This is a genomic window from Bacillus spizizenii TU-B-10 (assembly GCF_000227465.1).
Taxonomy (GTDB): domain Bacteria; phylum Bacillota; class Bacilli; order Bacillales; family Bacillaceae; genus Bacillus; species Bacillus spizizenii.
On record NC_016047.1, the window covers coordinates 3,292,055 to 3,311,733 of the forward strand.

The 19,679-nt window shown below is 43.8% G+C and carries 23 protein-coding genes; 3 read left to right on the plus strand and 20 right to left on the minus strand.

The window, feature by feature from the left end; translation table 11 throughout:
• Window positions 1-26: 26 nt before the first annotated feature.
• A complete protein-coding gene (locus GYO_RS38510; RefSeq protein ID WP_014115067.1) occupies window positions 27-1,130 on the minus strand; it encodes an ABC transporter ATP-binding protein in 1,104 nt (367 codons plus the stop codon).
• Window positions 1,131-1,310: 180 nt separating this feature from the next.
• On the opposite strand from GYO_RS38510, the gene frlR reads away from it, so the two are divergent.
• Window positions 1,311-2,039: a transcriptional regulator FrlR gene (frlR, locus tag GYO_RS38515; RefSeq protein WP_014115068.1), complete on the plus strand. Its 729-nt coding sequence runs from the start codon at window positions 1,311-1,313 to the stop codon at window positions 2,037-2,039.
• A gap of 24 nt (window positions 2,040-2,063) precedes the next feature.
• Here frlR and GYO_RS38520 read toward each other — a convergent pair whose 3' ends face one another.
• The 7 genes from GYO_RS38520 to GYO_RS38550 form a co-directional block, all read right to left on the minus strand.
• The gene (locus GYO_RS38520) at window positions 2,064-2,918 is read right to left on the minus strand and encodes a fructoselysine 6-kinase (protein WP_014115069.1); all 855 of its coding nucleotides are present in this window, start codon (window positions 2,916-2,918) and stop codon (window positions 2,064-2,066) included.
• A 13-nt stretch (window positions 2,919-2,931) separates the two neighbouring features.
• On the minus strand, window positions 2,932-3,834 hold the full coding sequence (locus tag GYO_RS38525) for a carbohydrate ABC transporter permease (RefSeq protein WP_014115070.1): 903 nt from the start codon (window positions 3,832-3,834) through the stop codon (window positions 2,932-2,934).
• Window positions 3,835-3,837: 3 nt separating this feature from the next.
• Window positions 3,838-4,716, minus strand: coding sequence for a carbohydrate ABC transporter permease (locus GYO_RS38530; RefSeq protein WP_003222831.1), 879 nt, complete (start codon window positions 4,714-4,716; stop codon window positions 3,838-3,840).
• A gap of 57 nt (window positions 4,717-4,773) precedes the next feature.
• Window positions 4,774-6,042, minus strand: a complete 1,269-nt coding sequence (locus tag GYO_RS38535; protein ID WP_014115071.1) for an ABC transporter substrate-binding protein — start codon at window positions 6,040-6,042, stop codon at window positions 4,774-4,776.
• An 80-nt stretch (window positions 6,043-6,122) separates the two neighbouring features.
• A complete protein-coding gene (frlB, locus tag GYO_RS38540) occupies window positions 6,123-7,109 on the minus strand; it encodes a fructosamine deglycase FrlB (RefSeq protein WP_014115072.1) in 987 nt (328 codons plus the stop codon).
• Between the two features lie 214 nt (window positions 7,110-7,323).
• Window positions 7,324-7,698 (minus strand): nucleotide excision repair endonuclease, encoded by a 375-nt coding sequence (locus GYO_RS38545; protein ID WP_041521064.1) that lies wholly within the window; start codon window positions 7,696-7,698, stop codon window positions 7,324-7,326.
• A 95-nt stretch (window positions 7,699-7,793) separates the two neighbouring features.
• A complete protein-coding gene (locus GYO_RS38550; protein ID WP_014115074.1) occupies window positions 7,794-8,918 on the minus strand; it encodes an NAD(P)/FAD-dependent oxidoreductase in 1,125 nt (374 codons plus the stop codon).
• A 158-nt stretch (window positions 8,919-9,076) separates the two neighbouring features.
• On the opposite strand from GYO_RS38550, the gene GYO_RS38555 reads away from it, so the two are divergent.
• Both GYO_RS38555 and GYO_RS38560 read left to right on the plus strand, forming a co-directional pair.
• On the plus strand, window positions 9,077-9,226 hold the full coding sequence (locus tag GYO_RS38555) for a hypothetical protein (RefSeq protein ID WP_003240873.1): 150 nt from the start codon (window positions 9,077-9,079) through the stop codon (window positions 9,224-9,226).
• A complete protein-coding gene (locus tag GYO_RS38560) occupies window positions 9,226-9,498 on the plus strand; it encodes a hypothetical protein (protein WP_003222817.1) in 273 nt (90 codons plus the stop codon). The genes GYO_RS38555 and GYO_RS38560 overlap by 1 nt, the downstream gene beginning before the upstream one ends.
• Before the next feature lie 164 nt (window positions 9,499-9,662).
• Here the strand turns inward: GYO_RS38560 and glxB are convergent, their stop codons facing one another.
• From glxB to metN, 12 genes are all read right to left on the minus strand, one after another.
• On the minus strand, window positions 9,663-10,046 hold the full coding sequence (gene glxB / locus GYO_RS38565) for a methylglyoxalase (protein ID WP_014115076.1): 384 nt from the start codon (window positions 10,044-10,046) through the stop codon (window positions 9,663-9,665).
• Window positions 10,047-10,156: 110 nt separating this feature from the next.
• A complete protein-coding gene (locus tag GYO_RS38570; RefSeq protein ID WP_041521065.1) occupies window positions 10,157-10,435 on the minus strand; it encodes an ArsR/SmtB family transcription factor in 279 nt (92 codons plus the stop codon).
• 452 nt (window positions 10,436-10,887) lie between these two features.
• Window positions 10,888-12,285 (minus strand): Fe-S cluster assembly protein SufB, encoded by a 1,398-nt coding sequence (gene sufB / locus GYO_RS38575; RefSeq protein ID WP_003228608.1) that lies wholly within the window; start codon window positions 12,283-12,285, stop codon window positions 10,888-10,890.
• A 20-nt stretch (window positions 12,286-12,305) separates the two neighbouring features.
• Complete coding sequence (gene sufU, locus GYO_RS38580) at window positions 12,306-12,749, minus strand: Fe-S cluster assembly sulfur transfer protein SufU (RefSeq protein WP_003222809.1); 444 nt, start codon at window positions 12,747-12,749, stop codon at window positions 12,306-12,308.
• On the minus strand, window positions 12,739-13,959 hold the full coding sequence (gene sufS / locus GYO_RS38585; RefSeq protein ID WP_014115077.1) for a cysteine desulfurase SufS: 1,221 nt from the start codon (window positions 13,957-13,959) through the stop codon (window positions 12,739-12,741). The genes sufU and sufS overlap by 11 nt, the downstream gene beginning before the upstream one ends.
• Window positions 13,959-15,272, minus strand: a complete 1,314-nt coding sequence (gene sufD / locus GYO_RS38590) for a Fe-S cluster assembly protein SufD (protein ID WP_014115078.1) — start codon at window positions 15,270-15,272, stop codon at window positions 13,959-13,961. The genes sufS and sufD overlap by 1 nt, the downstream gene beginning before the upstream one ends.
• A gap of 17 nt (window positions 15,273-15,289) precedes the next feature.
• On the minus strand, window positions 15,290-16,075 hold the full coding sequence (sufC, locus tag GYO_RS38595) for a Fe-S cluster assembly ATPase SufC (protein WP_003151872.1): 786 nt from the start codon (window positions 16,073-16,075) through the stop codon (window positions 15,290-15,292).
• A 193-nt stretch (window positions 16,076-16,268) separates the two neighbouring features.
• The gene (locus GYO_RS38600) at window positions 16,269-16,406 is read right to left on the minus strand and encodes a YuzK family famiily protein (protein ID WP_014115079.1); all 138 of its coding nucleotides are present in this window, start codon (window positions 16,404-16,406) and stop codon (window positions 16,269-16,271) included.
• A gap of 192 nt (window positions 16,407-16,598) precedes the next feature.
• Window positions 16,599-16,976: a carboxymuconolactone decarboxylase family protein gene (locus GYO_RS38605; protein ID WP_003222796.1), complete on the minus strand. Its 378-nt coding sequence runs from the start codon at window positions 16,974-16,976 to the stop codon at window positions 16,599-16,601.
• Between the two features lie 84 nt (window positions 16,977-17,060).
• Window positions 17,061-17,885, minus strand: coding sequence for a methionine ABC transporter substrate-binding lipoprotein MetQ (gene metQ, locus GYO_RS38610; protein ID WP_014115080.1), 825 nt, complete (start codon window positions 17,883-17,885; stop codon window positions 17,061-17,063).
• A gap of 13 nt (window positions 17,886-17,898) precedes the next feature.
• Window positions 17,899-18,567, minus strand: coding sequence for a methionine ABC transporter permease MetP (gene metP / locus GYO_RS38615; RefSeq protein ID WP_014115081.1), 669 nt, complete (start codon window positions 18,565-18,567; stop codon window positions 17,899-17,901).
• A complete protein-coding gene (metN, locus tag GYO_RS38620; RefSeq protein WP_014115082.1) occupies window positions 18,560-19,585 on the minus strand; it encodes a methionine ABC transporter ATP-binding protein MetN in 1,026 nt (341 codons plus the stop codon). Before metN ends, metP begins: the two co-directional genes overlap by 8 nt.
• Between the last annotated feature and the right edge of the window lie 94 nt (window positions 19,586-19,679).

The following is a 19,679-nucleotide window of genomic DNA, read 5'->3' on the forward strand; positions in this document are numbered from 1 at the left end:
GGTGCTCCTGTTTAGGAGCACCTTTTCTAATACACAGCCTCTTCTGTCTCCGCATCGAAAAAGACGGCGTGATCCATTTTCACTGCCAGCTGGATCAGATCGCCTGCGGCGATTCGCGTGTTTCCGTCCAGGCGGACCGTGAGCCGCTCGCCCCCAGACGTGACATGTACAATTTGCTCTGATCCCAGATTTTCATTCACTTCCACCTTCGCTTTAAACACTGAATCAAACAGCTGATCATTTTCAGTCATATGTGTGATATGCTCCGGCCGGACGCCGGCAATCATCTGCTCGCCGGCATATCCCTTTTCTTTAAGCCGCTTCGCTTTTTCTTCAGGAATATGAATCCGGATCGAAGGGTTTGTGAAAAACAGCTCGCCATGGTGCTCTTCAATGGCGCCTGTCAGAAAGTTCATTCCGGGAGAGCCGATGAAGCCTGCGACAAACAGATTTGCCGGGTAATGATAAATGTCATGAGGTTTCGCCACCTGCTGGATTTCCCCATCATTCATCACGACAATCCGATCGCCCATTGTCATCGCTTCGGTCTGGTCATGCGTGACATAAATGATGGTTGCCTCTAAACGCTGGTGCAGCTTGCTGATTTCTGTCCGCATCGTCACTCTCAGTTTTGCATCCAGATTGGAAAGCGGCTCGTCCATTAAAAAGACCTTCGGCTCCCTTACAATCGATCTGCCAAGCGCCACCCGTTGCCGCTGTCCGCCAGAGAGCGCCTTCGGTTTTCTCTTCAGCAAATGTTCAATCTCTAAAATTCTAGCTGCCGCATGAACCCGTTCAGCAATTTCCTGTTTCGCCATCTTCCTAAGTTTTAATCCGAACGCCATATTATCAAATACCGTCATATGCGGATAAAGCGCATAGTTTTGGAATACCATCGCAATATCACGTTCTTTCGGCGGGAGATCATTGACCCGTTCCCCATCAATGAGGAGGTTTCCTTCAGAGATGCTTTCCAGCCCCGCCACCATACGCAGCGTTGTCGATTTTCCGCATCCTGACGGCCCCACCAGCACCAAAAGCTCCTTATCCTTTACATCTAAATCAAAGTCCTTCACCGTTAATTGGGAGTGATATGATTTTTTGACATGTTCAAATGATAATGCAGCCATCAGAAATTCCCCCTATCTTTTAATCTGTTATTTCGTCACTGGAAACAACTTGGTCTTTCTGTTATTTTTAGAGTAATCGATTCCTATTTTTGCTATATTTCTAAAATAAAAAATGTAAATTTGTATTATAACGTCATAATACATTATAATATGAATAATAGCTTAAAAGGAGGCTACCCTTTGTTAAACAACGGAAGTTCTACACCTTTATACATTCAGCTAAAACAAATCATCACTGATGACATCAAAAAGGGCGTGTATTCCCCAACCGCCAAGCTGCCTACTGAAAACGAGCTTTGCAGCAAGTATAATGTCAGCCGCATTACCGTCAGGAAAGCCATTCTCGATTTAGTTGAAGAAGGCTATCTGATCCGGCAGCAAGGAAAGGGAACGTTCGTTAAAAGCCCTAAATTAAAACGAGAGCTGATTGCAGTAAACGGCTACTCGGAATTTATGGAATCAACCGGCAAAAAACCGAAGCATCAGGTGCTGTCCCATGAGATCATTCCGGCGGCAAAACCCATAGCCGAAAAGCTGCAAATCAATCCCGAGAGCCCTGTCGTTGAATTAAAACGGATTTTATATAACGATGATCAGCCGCTCACCTTTGAAGTGACACATTATCCGCTGGATTTGTTTCCCAGCATTGATACCTTTATTGCTGACGGCGTATCCATGCATGATATTTTACGACAGCAATACCAAGTTGTGCCCACACACAATACGAAGCTATTAAATGTTGTATATGCCCAGCAGGAGGAAAGCAAATACCTGGATTGCGATATAGGGGATGCACTATTTGAAATCGATAAAACGGCTTTTACATCAAACGACCAGCCAATCTACTGCTCATTGTTTTTGATGCACACAAACCGTGTTACTTTTACCATCAACAGCCCCTACACATAACAGGCATAAAAAACGAGACACTGCTTATAGTATTCTCGTTTTTTCACTGCTTCCCCCATCCTCCAAGCGAAAAGGATGGCCATAGCCGAAAGCCCCGTACACGCCGCATGTTTTTGCAGCCGTTTCCGCCGCTTTGCCCAAAGCATGCATTATGTCCTGCTTCTCGCAAAAAGCAGTCAAGAAACCCGCTATAAATGAATCTCCCGCTCCAAGTGTATCTATTATATCAGTTTCCACAATCGGCTGATGATAGATTCGGTCACCCGCAGACAAGATCGCCCCTTGGCCCCCGCGGGTCATACATACGACTTTCGCTCCATACTTATGAGCTTTTTCAGCAAGCTCGCCGCACTCTGACTCACTCAAATCGCTGCCTGAAAAAAACGCATACGTCACATAAGGACAGACCTTCCTCAAATAATTATCCTCCCGATTGGTTGAAAAATCAAAGGAGACCGGGATCAGGCCGCACAGCTGCGGAAGATCGTTCTCAAGTCTGCTGTACACACTGGTATGCAGCAGATCATGCCCGCTGATAAAGGATACATCTTTCTCCTGAAACACAAGACGGAGCCGGGACTGAATACCGCCTTTATTTGATCTGACAAAAATACGGTCCCCCTGTTCATCAAGGGTGACAATCGCCATTCCGTTTTCTCCGTGCGCCTGGCGAATATAATCCGCATTGACCTTCTCCAATTTCAATACGTTCAAAAGATGTGCCGCGGCTTCGTCATTGCCGACGATTCCGATATAGGAAGCCTCGTGCCCGAGCCGTTTGGCAAGCACTGCGACGTTTAAGGCATTTCCTCCCGGGTAGAACGTTTCTTGGTCCTGATAGTAATCTACAACGTTATCTCCAACCGCAATCAATTTCATTGTGCTTCCTCCTTTATCCTTTTACACTTCCGCTTGCAATCCCGCGGACAAAATATTTCTGCATAAATAAAAATAGAATAATAATCGGCGCAGCCGAAATCGTTAATCCCGCCAGCAGGACGCCCCAGTCTGTCTGCAGTGCGTCTCTGAACTGCATCAGCCCGGCTGGAATGGTCCGCAAATTCTCATCATCTATGAAAATAATCGCAAACATAAACTCATTCCACGTATGGTAAGCCGTCAAAATGCCGGATGTCACCAAAATCGGCATGCTCATTGGTAAGAAAATTCTGAAAAATACCCCGAAACTCGTACAGCCATCTAAATAAGCCGCCTCCTCCAATTCTTTGGAAATAGAGAGAAAATAAGAGCGGATCAAAATGATGGTGAACGGGATCCGGTAAGCAGCATACGGCAGGATTAACGCCCAATACGTATTGTAAAGGCCCAGCGACTGAATAATAGAATAAAGCGGCACAAGACTGACCTGCGGCGTCAGCATCAAACCGCCAAGACAAAGCACCAAAAAGAATCCTTTTCCTTTAAACTCAAACCGGGAAAGGCCGTACGCCGCCCATGCACTGATAAAGACGGTGATCACACACGTAAGCGACGTGACGATGACACTGTTCATAAAATAAGAAGAAATCCCCTGATTCCAGGCGGACACAAAATTTTCCGGATGCCACGAAGACGGCAGCGACCAGCTATGTTCAAAAATATCGTCCGAGTTTTTAAAGGCGCTCATCACCATCCATAGAAGCGGATAGGCGATCGCAATCAGATAAAGAAACAGAAAAACCCACACAGACGTTTCTCCGATGTACCATTTTCGTCTAGGCTTTCTTTTCATCTCAATGTGCCGGTCAGGCACAGGCTCCAATCTGAACGAATCTGTCTTCTTCTGAGGCAGCATCTGTTACTCCTCCTTTCCGGTTTTAAAGAACTTCATTTGCATGAGCGACAATGCGAGCGTAATGATTAACACAACGGTGGCTATCGCTGAGGCATAGCCCATCATATCCTTTGTAAAGGCGCTTTTATATAAAAACGTGCTTAAAACTTCTGAAGCGTTTCCCGGCCCGCCGCCTGTCAATATGTACGGTTCATTAAATACCGTAAAGGCGCCGGTCAGCGTCATGACCACCGCAACAAAAGACATCTCTTTCGTCTGGGGAACGGTAATATGAAAAAACTGCTGAATTTTCCCCGCGCCGTCAAGCCGGGCCGCTTCATACAGTTCATCCGGTATTTTTTGAATCGACACAATGTACAGCATCGCAATATAACCGACAGATTGCCATTGAGACACAAAAATAACAGAAAGCATAGCCGTGCTGTCCTCCCCAAGCCAGGCTCTCGTCAGCTGATCAAGACCGACCGCCTGAAGCAACTGATTCAAAAGCCCCGTCTCAGGGTTGTAAATAAAATCAAACAAAAGCGCGATCACCGTCATTGAGATGACAACCGGCAAAAAGAAAACAGTACGAAAAAACGGCGACCATTTTCTGACCAGCTTATCCTCAAGCACCGCCGCCAAAATCAAACCGCCAAATACCTGGCATACAATTGAGATCACTGCGTAAAGCACATTATTGGTAAGTGCCTGATAGAAGACAGGATCATGAAATAATTCAACATAGTTTTTCAATCCGATAAACGTTTTTTCCGGAGAAAAAGAGCTCCACTGAAACAGGCTGAGGAAGACATTCTCAAAAATCGGGATATAAACAAAAAGTAAAAAAACGAGAGCGGGCACCAAAAACAAATAGGGGATTATTTTATTCTGATTGACCAAGGATATCTCATCTCCTTTATAAAAAGAAAAGGTGCGAAGTTTCACCTTTTCTTTGATTTATTCAGCTGACGCTCTCACTTGCTTCGCTGCTTTTTGAACAGCTTTCATCACCTGCTCCGGTGTCATGTCGCCGCCAAGCATTTGCTGGACGCTCGTTAAGTACGCATCTGCGATTTCAACATCGACATCCATATCAAACCATGGAACCATTGATTTGGCATCAACAATTTGCTGAACCGCTTCACGCTGAATGGCTGTAGAATTTTCTTCGGTAGCCGTTCCTTGCACCGCGCTGTATTTCCCGACATCTTTGACGAGCTTTTCACCCATTTTTTTCGACGTCAGAAACTGCAAAAATTCCATCGCTTCCTTCGGATGTTTTGTTTTTGAGGCAATCATGAACCCTTCCGGCGCTCCCGTTAACGCTTCTGATGATCCTTTTTGCCCGCTGATTTCAGGGAATGGGAACATCCCCAGATTCACCGGTTCAACCAGCTTGATTTCCGCTGTTTCTGCATATATCATCGCCGACTTTCCGCTCTTAAATTGCTGTCTTACATATTCGTGGTCGACGGAGTTTACATGTTTATTGAAGTAAGGCATCAGCTCCTGAAGCTTTTCAAGTGCTTTTACATAGCCTTCATCAGTAAATTCACCCGTTTTGGCGTTATAGTCCTTTTCCCGTGTTTTTTCATCGACCATCCGCTGATTGAGCGTGCCGATATAGTGCGAGATTGTCCAAGTCGCCTTTGTTCCAAAGCTAATTGGTGTGTAGCCATTTTCTTTCAGCTTCTTTGACACATCGATTAATTCATCCCATGTCTTCGGAGGATCAAGGTTCAGCTTTTTAAAAATGTCTTTATTATAAAAGAATGATTTAGCGTCCATTTGCCATGGCACGCCATATTGCTTGTTTTCATAAGTAAATGGTGTAACTTGCGATTGAACGAGCTGTGATGACCAATCTGTATCACTTTCGTAGTAGGACGAAAGATCAAGTGCCTTATTGCCTCTGATGAATTTAAAAGCAAACTCGTCACTCCAAGAGAAGTAAATGTCAGGAGGGCTGGTGGTTCCCAGCATGACCTTAATTTTATCTTTATAAGAGTCATTCAAAACGGCTTCAATTTGAATGTCGATATCCGGATGTTCTTTTTCAAATTCCTTAACAACCTCTTCAAAATAACTTTTTTCCGGCTCCTTCGGCCATCTGTGGAAAAATTTCAATGTCACCTTTCCGTCTGATGAACTGCCCTGACTCGAACAGCCCGCAATGGTGAGCATACTGACAGCTGCAATGATCAAAAACAACAACATTTTCTTCAAAGGGTTGGCCTCCTCTGGACATTAGACTATAATGTTATATAACATTATAGTCTAATGCATAATGGTTCCTCAGTTTCAGATCAATACTCAACTTTCCACATGTATCTTCTATGAGATAAAGGATGATTTCTCGCCTCTGCCAGCTCATCCGCATAGCTTCTCAGTACACGGTTGAGAACGAGCGGAGCAAGGTAGCCTTTAACTGAATCGTCAATTGCAGTGAAGTCGTAAGATGCGGCATCAAGCACTGTGAGCTTTTTGCCATACTTTTTCGAGAAGGTAAGCGCCCGCTCTTCAAGAGGTCTAGTTTCATCTAAACCGAGCAGGATGATAAACGGCACGGATTCATCAATAATTTCAAACGGTCCGTGAAAATATTCTCCGGCATGAATGGCGTGGGAATGAATCCATTGCATTTCCATGAGAATGCAGATGCTGTAGGAGTAAGCGACACCGTAGTTTGCACCGCTTGCCATTGTATAAATAATGCTTTCTTTTTCATGAGCTTTTGCGAATTGCTGTGCGTTGTCAGCTTCCTGCTTAAGGGCTTCTTCATACACAGCCTGCAATTGATCTAAACCTTCAATTGCTTGTTCAAATTTCGTATTGTTTTCTAATACTTGCAGGGTGCCGAAAACGATTTGATACAGAACGCCATAGTTCGTATTGATCGCAAGCGCCTCGTCACCCCAATCGTACTGGGCAACATATTGTGCTTCCTGCGCTAAAGGAGACTCTGGTTTATACGTCATCGCAATCGTAAGTGCGCCTTTGCCCCTTGCAAACGCAGCGGCTTTGACTGTTTCCGGGGTATTTCCCGAATGCGAGCACAAAATAACAAGAGACTTTTCACCAAGCTGAACAGGGTTGCGCTGAATAAATTCATTAGAGCTGTAAAGGTCGGAGTTGATTGATTTTGACTCCCTGTCAAACACATATTTACTCGGATACATAATGGCCGAAGACCCTCCGCATGCGACAAAGAATACATGGTCAATGGTTTTCCCTTTCAAATCCTGCAAGAAAGCTTGAACCTCACGATTTACTTTTACTGTGGCCTGACTCAAATCCTTCACTCCTCATTTTTATTATATAACGTTATATAACATTATATATTGTTATATTAAAGTCCGGAGCTAGGATTGTCAATATTATTTTCTGAAATTTCTCAATAATTTACTCAGATGATAGTCAAAGGTCTATCTGCGGAAAAATGCCCAAATCAAAAGCCAGAACTTTACATAAGCTCTGGCTTCGCTGTTCAATCCGCAGACTGACTTCTTATTTAAAAAATACCTTGTCTATATTGTACTTCGAGTGCTGTGTATTGATGATATATGTTTCGTAAATTTCTCTTTCCATTGGATCTTCAACTACACATACTTCAATTTTATATACTTCGTCTCTGTGATGTTTGATCGGTGAGACAGTATCTTCAAAATGCTTCTTAATTCTCTGTCTTAACTTTCTAGCTTTACCGACAAACAGCAGCTCGTCATGAATGTTATAAAACATGAAGATGCCGCCTTTATCCCTTGGTATCTGGTGAAAGTCGATGAATCCGTAAATCGCCTTTATTTTCGGCTCGTTATCATTAGCTGACTGCTGTCGTTCGGTGATGGTGACATTCGGTGCAGGTATATCAATTTTTATCAAAATCAGTTCACGTCCTCTTTTTCATTAAAGGTAAATGCTAACACAGACAGAAAAGAAAAGCTAGAACAGCTTTACTATATTTGTTTGTTATGCTTTTACTTATTATGCAACGCTCCGGCTAGATCATAAGGGCTAAGGTCGATTTCTGTCTGTTTTCCGAGAACTAGCTTTGCGAGCTCTGATCCCAAGAACGGCCCCATCGTTAATCCCGAAGCGCCTAAACCGTTAGCGGCAAAAAGGCCTTGAACGTCCGGTACAGCGCCAACAACCGGCAAAAACCCTGGTGTAAACGGCCTGAAGCCCACTCTTGTTTCAATGGCAGCAGCATCAGCAAGACCCGGTGCTGACGCTAGCGCTTTACTCAATACTTCGTGCTGTCCTCCGGCTGTCACACGCAGATCATCTAGATCGGCATCGTTTTCGTGTGTGGCGCCAGCTACAATTCTGCCGTTATCAAACGAAAGAATGTACTGATCGTTCGGCGGCATCACAACCGGCCACGATCCTGTATCCGGTTTCGTCATTTCAAAATGCATAATCTGCGCTTTCTGAAAGGACACTTGAAAATGAATGCCAAGAGGTTTCATGACCTCATTGGCCCATGCCCCCGCTGTCACAATTACCGCGTCAGCCGTAAACTGCTGTGTGTCTATTTGTACACCGGTGACCGTTCCATTTTCAAAAAGCAAGGACGCATTTCCTTTGATGATCTTTGCGCCGCGTTTCTCTGCAGCGCTTAAAAGGGACCCGCACAGCGCTCTTCCGTTCACACGGGCGGCACCGCTGATATGAACTGATTCATAACCGTCAGCTAAAATCGGAAACAGCTTTTTCGTTTCACTTGCGGACAAGCGGGTAATGTCGCCGATCTCCGGCGCATCCTCCCGTCTCTTATACGCCCGCTCCTCCATCTTATCAAGCTTTGCCGCATCAGTATGAATGCTGATGGCACCGACACGCTTATATCCTGTATCCGTTTCTCCGTCTTCTTCCAATTGATGGATTAAATCCGTATAGTACCGTGCTCCTCCCTTAGCAAGCTGATACCAATCCTGATTGCGGCGCTGCGAAAGCCAAGGACAGACGATCCCTGCTGCCGCATCAGTCGCTTGACCAGGTTCCTTCCGGTCAATCACCATGACCCGGGCACCCAATTTGACAAGATGATAAGCCGTCGACGCACCAAGAATCCCTGCACCGACGATGATGTACGATTTCATATGCAAACACCTTTTCTTTTATAATGTCTATTCATTTTACCAAATAGAGTGCTTCCCTTCGACCTTTAGCCCCAATGTGAAAAAACCGCGAAGTTCGTCCAATCTCTTCACTCTCCTATCGAATATCCTATCACTATCAATAGAGAAAGGATGATACCATGAGCGAAAATCGTCATGAAAATGAAGAAAACCAAAAGCGCAATGTATCAGTTGCTAAAGTTGAAAACAGCGGCAATGCAAAAGTCGTAGTCAACGTGAATACAGATCAGGATCAGGCACAGGCACAGTCTCAAGACGGAGAAGAGTAATGAACGAGAATATCATTCCTATCAACAGACATACTCAAGAGATGCCTAACAATGGATCTATGATCGAAAACAGCGGCAACTCAGAGGTCCATATCGATATCCACATTGATACAATGCCGATCGCCTTTGCCATTTTATGCTCTGCATTAGCCGCAAAACAGATGTCAAAAGAGGAATTTGACACGGCTTATACTCGTTTACAAGAGATGAATAGGGAACATAACAGCAATACATCTGTAAAACAAATCATCAATCAGGAGATCGAAGAATAAGAAACCGCGGCCCCTCGGCCAGCGGTTTTTCTTCTGCATACAAAAAGGACGCGATTAAAAAATAGACACGTCCTTTTTTATGAAAAAATTCACTTAATTAATTGTGAATAAAACAGTTTTATTTTTTGATGAAAACCACTTTACTGAACTTAAACTCGCACCGGTTACTTCTGTACAATTTGAATAAGGTTGCCGCAAGTATCGTCGAAGACAGCTATTGTGACTTCGCCCATTTTTGTCGGTTCCATAGTAAACTTCACGCCTTTTTCCCTTAATCGTTTGTACTCTTTTTGAATATCTGCAACGCCAAACATTGTTGCTGGGAAGCCTTCGGCGAATATCTTCTTTTGATACTCCTTGGCGGCAGGATGTTCATTCGGTTCGAGTAAAAGCTCGGTTCCGTCTTGATCATCTTGAGAAACAAGCGTTATCCACCTAAATTTCCCCATAGGAACGTCTTCCTTTTTTACAAACCCCAGTTTTTCTGTATAAAACTCCAGTGCCTTGTCTTGATCTTGTACGAATATACTGGTAACAATGATTTTCATACTGTTTTTCCCTCCTTTGATATGAATGACGCATGGTAATGTGCTAACAATCTGGCTACAAGCAAAACAACCCACACATTTGTCAGAAGTCCTGTTCTGATTATATAAAATTATTCTACCCATCCTTTGAGCAAATTTTTAAGCGGTTCGTTGTTGAATATAAGTACTCGATATTTTCCCTTTCGTTTTGATTTTACGAGCTCTGCATCTTCCAGGACAGAAAGGTGTTTAGCTATCGCCTGTCGCGTTATGGAGAGGTTGTGCTTCGTAATGAGACGTACCGTAAGTTCATACAACGTCAGCTCGTTTCGTTCGGATAGTTCGTCTAATATAAGCCGACGAGTCGAATCGCCGAGTGCTTTGAATATAGCGTCGTTGTCCCAATTCATATATCGAGTATAAGCAACTACATGGTTGCGTGTCAAGTATAAGCAACTGTATGGTTGCTTGATAAAGGAACCGTATCATGCAGCCGTTAAAGTCACATAATAGTCGTTTGAATCTTATAAAAGTTTACTTATGCATGCAGGAGATATTGTCCCGATTGTATAGACATCATGTGGTCATTATCGCAACAAGAACAAATTTATCCTGAATTTTTCATTAGACTTCAATATTTTTCAGGATAGGCTTTTGACAAAAGAATCGCAAGTCTGACATATGTATTTTCGACTAGGATATTTAACCATCAAAAAAATAGTGGATACTTAACTTGATATCACTGAAAAAATAAAAGAAGACGAACTTCAAAAGTTCGTCTCCTACACACGAAATCGGCACGCCGACAATTTTACAATTTATAATAATCCCTTAAACCCTTGATAAACAAAGGTTTTCATCATTAACCAATAGAACCTTCCATTTCGAACTTAATCAAACGGTTCATTTCAACTGCGTATTCCATTGGAAGCTCTTTTGTGAATGGCTCGATGAAGCCCATTACGATCATTTCAGTCGCTTCTTCTTCAGAAATACCGCGGCTCATCAAGTAGAAGAGCTGCTCTTCAGATACTTTAGACACTTTCGCTTCGTGCTCCAATGAAATGTTATCATTTAAGATTTCATTGTAAGGAATTGTGTCTGAAGTTGATTTGTTATCCATAATGAGCGTATCGCACTCGATGTTAGAGCGGGCGCCTTCCGCTTTGCGTCCGAAGTGGACGATGCCGCGGTACGTTACTTTTCCGCCTTGTTTTGAAATCGATTTTGATACGATTGTGGATGATGTGTTTGGTGCAAGGTGAATCATTTTCGCACCTGCATCCTGATGCTGGCCTTTACCCGCAAGAGCGATAGAAAGCGTCATACCGCGCGCGCCTTCGCCTTTTAGGATACAAGCCGGATATTTCATTGTCAGTTTAGAACCGATGTTGCCGTCGATCCATTCCATTGTTGCGTTTTCTTCACAGACTGTACGCTTCGTTACTAGGTTGTAAACGTTGTTCGCCCAGTTTTGGATCGTTGTATAACGGCAGTAGCCGCCTTTTTTCACGATGATCTCAACAACTGCACTGTGAAGTGAGTTTGTTGTGTAAACAGGCGCAGTACAGCCTTCAACATAATGAACGCTTGCTTCTTCGTCAACGATGATCAGTGTACGTTCGAACTGACCCATGTTTTCAGAGTTGATACGGAAGTAAGCTTGAAGCGGTGTTTCAACCTTCACGCCTTTAGGGACGTAGATGAAAGATCCGCCGGACCAAACAGCTGAGTTAAGCGCCGCAAACTTGTTATCAGTCGGCGGGATCACTTTTGCCCAGTGCTCACGGAAAATATCTTCATTCTCTTTCAGCGCGCTGTCAGTGTCTTTAAAGACGATGCCTTGCGCTTCAAGATCTTCTTTCATGTTGTGGTATACAACCTCAGATTCGTACTGAGCAGAAACACCCGCAAGGTATTTTTGTTCAGCTTCAGGAATACCGAGCTTGTCGAATGTTTGCTTAATTTCTTCAGGAACTTCATCCCAAGAACGCTCTGAACGCTCAGACGGTTTTACGTAGTACGTAATTTCGTCAAAGTTCAGTGAGTTTAAATCTCCGCCCCATTGAGGCATCGGCATGTTGTAGAAATGCTCAAGTGATTTCAAGCGGAAATCAAGCATCCATTGAGGCTCTTCTTTCATGCGAGAAATTTCTTCTACGATTTCTTTTGTCAATCCGCGCTCTGAACGGAAAATGGAAACGTCCTTGTCGTGAAAACCATACTTGTATTCACCAATATCAGGCATTTTTTTAGCCATCCATTTTCACTCCAATCCTTTTAATTGCCGCCTTCTTCTTTTGCGACTCCTTTTTCAAGTGCTTTCCATGACAGGGTTGCACATTTGATACGGGCCGGGAATTTTGAAACGCCTTGAAGGGCTTCAATGTCCCCGAGATCTATAGAATCATCATATTCTTTCCCTTGCATCATATCCGAGAAAATCTTAGACATGGAAAGGGCTGTTTCAATATCTTTTCCTTTAATCGCCTGAGTCATCATCGAAGCGGATGCCATTGAAATGGAACAGCCTTCCCCTTCAAATTTCGCATCTTCCACGATGTCTCCGTCAAGCTTCATTGTCAGTCTGATTCGGTCGCCGCATGTCGGATTGTTCATATCCACGACGATGCTGTCATTCAAAACCCCTTTGTTGCGCGGGTTTTTGTAATGATCCATAATCACCTGTCTGTACAATGTATCTAAGTTTGCATTAAAAGACATTTGTAAAATACTCCTTTGTCTTTTGAAGAGCTTCCACAAGCTTATCAATCTCTTCCTCTGTATTATACAGATAAAAGCTTGCTCTTGCAGTAGCAGTTACATCCAGCCATTTCATCAACGGTTGCGCGCAATGATGGCCGGCTCTGACAGCGATCCCTTCCGCATCAAGTACGGTTGCCACATCGTGAGGATGAACATCATCAAGATTAAATGTGACAAGTCCGGCACGCTCTTCCGGTCCGTAAACTGTTACGCCGTCAAGCTGGCTGAAGCATTCAAGTGCATAAGCTGCAAGCTTGTGCTCGTGGCGGGAGATTTCATCAAGACCGATTTCTTCGAGAAAATCAATTGCGGCACCGAGACCGATTGCTCCTGCAATAATCGGCGTACCCGCTTCGAATTTCCACGGAAGCTCTTTCCAAGTTGATTCATAAAGCCCGACAAAGTCGATCATTTCACCGCCGAATTCGGCAGGCTCCATGCTTTCCAGCAGGGCTTTCTTTCCGTACAGCACACCAATACCGGTAGGGCCGCACATTTTATGGGAAGAAAGCGCAAAGAAGTCGCAATCGAGATCCTGCACGTCAATTTTCATGTGAGGCGTGCTTTGCGCACCGTCCACCACAATAACAGCACCATTGTCATGAGCGATTTTCGCCATGTCTTTAATCGGGTTGATCGTGCCGAGGACGTTAGATACATGAGACACCGCAACAATTTTTGTGTTGCTTGTGACCGTTTCTCTGACGTCTTCTAAAGAAATCGTTCCGTCTTCCTGCAGCGGAATATATTTTAATGTGGCGCCAGTCGCTTTGACAGCCTGCTGCCACGGAATGATATTCGCATGATGCTCCATGTAGGTGATAACCACTTCATCACCCGGTTTCAGGTTGGCGCGCGCATAGCTTAACGCCACCATATTCAGTGATGTGGTCGTGCCTTTTGTGAAAATAATCTCAGCCATTGACTTCGCGTTAATAAACTTGCGGACTTTTTCACGCGCTCCTTCATAACCGTCTGTCGCTCTGGTTCCAAGTGTATGGACGCCCCGGTGAACATTGGAATTGTATTGGTTATAATACTTATCCAGTGTTTCAATGACAGCACGCGGCTTCTGAGAAGTCGCCGCGCTGTCGAGATAAACGAGATCATGTCCGTTCACTTGCTGATGAAGGATCGGGAACTGTTCACGAATATCTGTGATATTCATTACTTCACTTTCCTTTCGATAACAGAAACTAATTGTTTCTTAACGCCTTCAATCGGAAGTTCGTTTACTACCGGCGCAAGGAATCCATAGATGACTAAGCGTTCTGCTTCTTCTTTCGCAATTCCGCGGCTCATCAGGTAGTAAAGCTGAATAGGGTCTACACGGCCGACAGATGCCGCATGTCCTGCAGTTACATCGTCTTCGTCAATTAAAAGAATAGGGTTTGCGTCTCCGCGTGCTTTTTCACTAAGCATCAGCACACGTGATTCTTGTTCCGCATTCGCTTTAGAAGCGCCATGTTCGATTTTGCCGATTCCGTTAAAGATAGAAGAAGCAGAATCCTTCATCACACCGTGCTTCAAGATATATCCTTCTGAAGCTTTACCGAAATGGATGATTTGTGTTGTAAAGTTCTCTGTTTGCTCTCCTCTTCCGACAACAACCGTTTTCGTATCGCCGTATGTGCCGTCACCGTAAAGGTTTGTTGTGTTTTCGGAAATCGTGTCGCCATCGTTCATCAGGCCGAGAGCCCACTCGATTTTGCTGTCGCGTCCGCGAGCAGCACCGCGGCGGTTCACATATGTTGTCACACCGCTAGACAGATTATCCACCGCACCGTATGTCACGCTGGCATTATCACCTGTGATGACCTCACTGATAATATTGAAGACAGCGTCTTTCGGGTTTACAGTGCTGATGTAGTTTTCTACATACGTTACAGAACTGTGGTCTTCAGCCACAATCAGTACGTGGTTGAAAAGAGCCGTATCATTGCTTTCGTGGACATAAACAGCCTGAACCGGCGTCTCCACCTGAACATTTTTCGGAACATAAAGGAATGCTCCTCCGTTAACAAGAGCTGCGTGAAGTGCAGTTAATTTATGCTCGTCAACCTTCACGCCGTCCTTCATAAAGTATTTCTCCACCAAATCGCTGTGCTCGCGTGCGGCAGTCAGAATATCAGTGAAGATGACACCTTTGTCTTTCAATTCTTGAGAAAGAGAAAGGTATGCCGGCGTCTGGTCACGCTGTACATATAATGTTTTATCTTCGTTTTCAACATCGATCAGCGCTTTTACTTCATCAGTCAAATCTTCCAATGAAGAAAGCGGTTCGTTATCAACTGTATGCTTCGCGAAATTCGTGAAGTTCCAGTTTGTGATTTTTGTTTTATCAGGCTTCGGCATCGGCAGATCCTCAGCTTGTTCAAGAGCCTGTAAGCGCAGGTCTTTCAGCCAGGCAGGTTCTTGATGCTTTTCGGAAAAGCTTTTGAGATACTCCTGATCTACGGATAGTTTTGTACCTAGTGTCATGTTAATCCCCCTAACGCTTACGCTTCTTGACCTACAGTTTCGTCTTCAATACCAAGTTCTTGTTTGATCCAGTCATAACCTTCTGCTTCAAGACGCTGTGCAAGCTCTGCACCGCCGGATTTTACAACACGGCCTTGCATCATAACGTGAACAACATCTGGAGTGATGTAGTTTAACAGGCGCTGATAGTGAGTGATCATCAGGCAGCCGAAGTTTTCGCTGCGCATTTTGTTGATTCCTTTAGATACAACTTTCAGTGCATCAATATCAAGACCTGAGTCGATTTCATCAAGGATGGCGATTTTCGGTTCAATCATCATTAATTGAAGGATTTCGTTGCGTTTTTTCTCCCCGCCTGAGAAGCCTTCGTTAAGGTAGCGCTGGGCCATTTCAGGGTCCATTTCAAGGAACTCCATGTTTTCGTCCATTTTGCGGATGAATTTCATAAGAGAAATTTCATCGCCTTCTTCTCTGCGCGCGTTGATTGCTGAGCGAAGGAAGTCGGCATTTGTCACACCGCTGATTTCACTTGGGTACTGCATCGCAAGGAATAAACCTGCCTGCGCACGCTCGTCCACTTCCATCTCCAGTACATCTTTGCCGTCAAGCGTGATGCTTCCTTTTGTTACTTCATATTTAGGATGCCCCATAATAGCAGCTGACAAAGTGGATTTACCTGTTCCGTTCGGTCCCATTACGGCGTGGAACTCTCCGCCTTTTATTTCAAGGTTTACACCCTTTAAGATCTCTTTCCCTTCGATTTCAACGTGAAGATCTTTGATCGTTAATGTTGAAGCAGCCATATCTATACCTCCAAAAATATATAATCATTATTCTCATTTTATTCTCATTCTAATTTTATAACAAATGAAAAGTAAATACAACTTTTTATCGTGCCTTGCACATTCCTCAAGTTTAACAAAGATCTGCACTTTATTAAAGCGATTGAAAAAGAAAAAGAGTGGATTCCCACCCTTTTTTAAAAGATTGATTTTCTCAATAACCTCCCGCAGAAATCCGCTTGCTCTTTTCATAATCAAGCTCTCTCTGCCGCTCTACTTTCATTCTTGTTTCCAGCCGGCGTCCGTATTCCTCGTATCCAATTCCGTGAGACAGAAGCATTGCTTTTTCCATTTCTGACGTATAATCGAGGTCCAGTCTATCCTGGCTGCTGCAAATAATGAATCAATCCCTTCATATATTTGCTTCTATTGTATCAACGCTGCAATGGATACCGCAAAAAGGATATGGCTTGAAATAACGGCAGATGAGACGAAGGCATCCTTTTAGATCAAATGAGAATGGTTTTTCGGAATATTCCTTCTCTTAATGCGTGGTGTTTCCAAATTCCTCTATGCACTGCTGGACAACTGTCACGCCTTGGCTGAGAGCCGCGCCGCCTCCAAATGCCGCCGCCACACTGACGGCTTCGAGAATATTTTCTTCTGTCGCTCCCTCATCAAGACAGCCTTTTGTGTGATAGATCATGCAATATTCATCCTGGGCATTGATGGCGATTCCGAGGGCGATCAGCTGTTTTTCTCTTTCAGTCAGAGAATTGCCGGCAAAGCATTGTTCAGTAAACTCGTTAAACTTTCTTCCCATCAGCGGCATCTTTTGTTCAAATGTGCCTAAACCTAATTTATACTGTTTTAGCGCGTCCTGCATGCTTCCTCTGTCTTGATTCAAAGAAAATCCCTCCATCTGTTTAACATTCCTTTTTATTATGAACAGCTTTTAGGAAAATACCCGAAAAAAACCCCGGATTTCTCATCCGGGGTTTCAGTCTTATTCAGATACAGGAAGCACAGCTCCGTCGTATTTTTTCTCGATGAAGTCTTTGATCTCTTTAGAATGAAGAACTTCCATTAGCGCTTTGATTTTTGCAGAATCTTCTTCGCCTTTTCTTACCGCAATGATGTTAGCGTATGGGTTGTTTTTCGTTGATTCTACTTCAATCGCATCTTTTTTAGGATTTAATTTATTTTGGATCGCATAGTTTACATTGATGAAGACCGCGTCTCCTTCTTTGTTATCATATGCTTTTGCCGTTAATTCAGGCGCTACTTTTTTGAATTCAAGGTTTTTCGGGTTTTTCTTAATGTCTTTCAATGTTGCGTCAACTGTTTCCACTTTAGAATCAAGTGTGATTAATCCTGCGTTTTCAAGCATTGCAAGCATACGGCCTTGTTCAGCGACGTTGTTTGTCAGGATAATTGTCGCACCGTTTGGAAGGTCTTTCAGTGATTTGTATTTTTTAGAGTAAATACCGAATGGCTCTAAGTGAACAGCTCCGGCATTCACAAGTTTGTAATCTGTGTTTTCTTTCATTTCTTGCTCAAGGTAAGGAATGTGCTGGAAGTAGTTCGCATCCACTTCTTTATCAGCTAAAGCTTTGTTGTACATCTTGTAATCACTAAGCACTTTCACTTTCAGCGTGTAGCCTTTTTCTTTCAACAATGGTTCAGCTTCTTTTAAAATTTCCGCATGCGGTGTTTTTGTCGCTGCAACCACAATTTCTTTCTTGCCGGATTCAGCGCCGTTATTTGAACCGCAGGCAGCCATAACCCCTGCAAATACAAGCAGTAATGCACCCAAAAATAGCTTTTTCAATGTAAATCCTCCCTTATCGTTTGTCTATAATATTTGTTATTACATCACCGATGATTTGAATAATAAAGACGATGATTAAAATAAACACAGTAGCAACGAAGGTAACATCAGCATTATTAGACTGATATCCTTCTACGTACGCAAGGTTTCCAAGGCCGCCTGAACCGATGGCTCCGGCAATTGCCGTTGAGCCAATCAAAGCGATGGCCGTAACCGTGATCCCAGAAATAAGAGCCGGCATAGACTCCGGAAGCAGCACTTTGAAAATAATCGTAGACGTTTTAGCGCCCATTGATTTAGCGGCTTCTATCACACCTTTATCAACCTCGCGCAATGCGATTTCAGCAAGGCGCGCGTAAAACGGTGCCGAACCGATCACCAGCGCCGGCAATGCGGCGTTAGGCCCTAAGATCGTGCCGACTAAGAACTTCGTAAACCCTAACAGTAAAATAATTAAAATTAGGAATGGAATCGATCTGAATATGTTGACAATGGCCGCAATCACAGAGTTGACCGCTTTATTTTGCCAAAGGCTCCCTTTGCTTGTCAGGAAAAGCAGCAAGCCGAGGATCACTCCGATGACAAAAGCAAACAATAAAGAGATCAGCGTCATATAAAGTGTTTCATATGTCGCGTTCCACAACTCAGTTAAATCAACGTTCGGAAAGTATTTTTCAAACATTCGTGATCACCTCTGCTTTCACCTGTTTGTCATTAATGAACCGGATCACGTTTTGCACTTCTTCCTCGTCTCCATCAATATGGATGAACAGTGAACCGTAAGCTCCATCCTTCGTCTGAGAGATTTTCCCTTGCAGAATATTGACGCTGACATTGAAGTTTCTGATCATCTCTGTAATCAGAGGCTGTTCAGCAGAATCACCGACAAATGTGAGCTGAACCATTTTTCCTGATGCTGTTTCATCAAGAAGGTGCTGTAGCGTTTCTTTCGTTTCTTCCGGCTCTGTCACCTGCTGAACAAATCGTTTTGTCATGTCTTCCTTCGGATTTTTGAAGACATCGAGAACTTCGCCTTCTTCCACAACCTTTCCGTTTTCCATGACAGCGACTCTGTTACAGATTTTGCGGATGACATGCATTTCGTGTGTGATCAGCACAATCGTCAAACCGAGTCTTTCATTAATATCGGACAATAGATCCAAAATTGAATCTGTCGTTTGCGGATCTAATGCTGATGTCGCTTCATCGCAAAGGAGAACCTTCGGATTGTTTGCAAGCGCTCTGGCGATTCCGACACGCTGCTTTTGTCCGCCGCTCAGCTGAGACGGATAAGATTTTTCTTTTCCTTCTAAACCTACCAGTTTAATCAGTTCATCGGCGCGCTTGATCCGTTCGCTCTTTTTCACCCCGGCAATTTCTAAAGGAAACATGATATTGTCTCTAACGGTCCGCGACCAAAGCAAATTGAAATGCTGGAAAATCATGCTGATTTCATGGCGTGCATTTCTTAAAGCGCGTCCGTTCACTTCATTAATCTTGGTTCCCGCCACTTCCACGGTTCCTGAGGTTGGTTTCTCAAGGCCGTTCAGCAGACGGATTAAGGAACTTTTACCAGCTCCGCTATATCCTATAATTCCAAAAATCTCACCTTTTTTAATGGAAAGCGAGACATTTTGGACAGCATTGACATCTCCGTGTTTCGACTTATAAACTTTTGAAACATCTTGAAGATTGATCAAAGCAATCACCTGCCTTAACACTATTCTAAGAAATCTTCCGGGTTTTTCTGCAAAAGAAAAGCCTTTCTGCACACTTGAGCAGAAAGGCTTATAT

Bases quoted from the DNA above. Each gene is read 5' to 3' on its own strand.
- GYO_RS38520 (WP_014115069.1), bottom strand. From the start codon at position 2,918: ATGAAATTGATTGCGGTTGGAGATAACGTTGTAGATTACTATCAGGAC.
- sufS (WP_014115077.1), bottom strand. From the start codon at position 13,959: ATGAATATCACAGATATTCGTGAACAGTTCCCGATCCTTCATCAGCAA.
- GYO_RS38550 (WP_014115074.1), bottom strand. From the start codon at position 8,918: ATGAAATCGTACATCATCGTCGGTGCAGGGATTCTTGGTGCGTCGACG.
- GYO_RS38560 (WP_003222817.1), top strand. From the start codon at position 9,226: ATGAACGAGAATATCATTCCTATCAACAGACATACTCAAGAGATGCCT.
- GYO_RS38600 (WP_014115079.1), bottom strand. From the start codon at position 16,406: ATGGAAAAAGCAATGCTTCTGTCTCACGGAATTGGATACGAGGAATAC.
- GYO_RS38525 (WP_014115070.1), bottom strand. From the start codon at position 3,834: ATGCTGCCTCAGAAGAAGACAGATTCGTTCAGATTGGAGCCTGTGCCT.
- GYO_RS38605 (WP_003222796.1), bottom strand. From the start codon at position 16,976: ATGGAGGGATTTTCTTTGAATCAAGACAGAGGAAGCATGCAGGACGCG.
- GYO_RS38555 (WP_003240873.1), top strand. From the start codon at position 9,077: ATGAGCGAAAATCGTCATGAAAATGAAGAAAACCAAAAGCGCAATGTA.
- GYO_RS38570 (WP_041521065.1), bottom strand. From the start codon at position 10,435: ATGAATTGGGACAACGACGCTATATTCAAAGCACTCGGCGATTCGACT.
- glxB (WP_014115076.1), bottom strand. From the start codon at position 10,046: ATGAAAATCATTGTTACCAGTATATTCGTACAAGATCAAGACAAGGCA.
- sufU (WP_003222809.1), bottom strand. From the start codon at position 12,749: ATGTCTTTTAATGCAAACTTAGATACATTGTACAGACAGGTGATTATG.
- sufC (WP_003151872.1), bottom strand. From the start codon at position 16,075: ATGGCTGCTTCAACATTAACGATCAAAGATCTTCACGTTGAAATCGAA.
- metP (WP_014115081.1), bottom strand. From the start codon at position 18,567: ATGTTTGAAAAATACTTTCCGAACGTTGATTTAACTGAGTTGTGGAAC.
- sufD (WP_014115078.1), bottom strand. From the start codon at position 15,272: ATGACACTAGGTACAAAACTATCCGTAGATCAGGAGTATCTCAAAAGC.
- sufB (WP_003228608.1), bottom strand. From the start codon at position 12,285: ATGGCTAAAAAAATGCCTGATATTGGTGAATACAAGTATGGTTTTCAC.
- GYO_RS38510 (WP_014115067.1), bottom strand. From the start codon at position 1,130: ATGGCTGCATTATCATTTGAACATGTCAAAAAATCATATCACTCCCAA.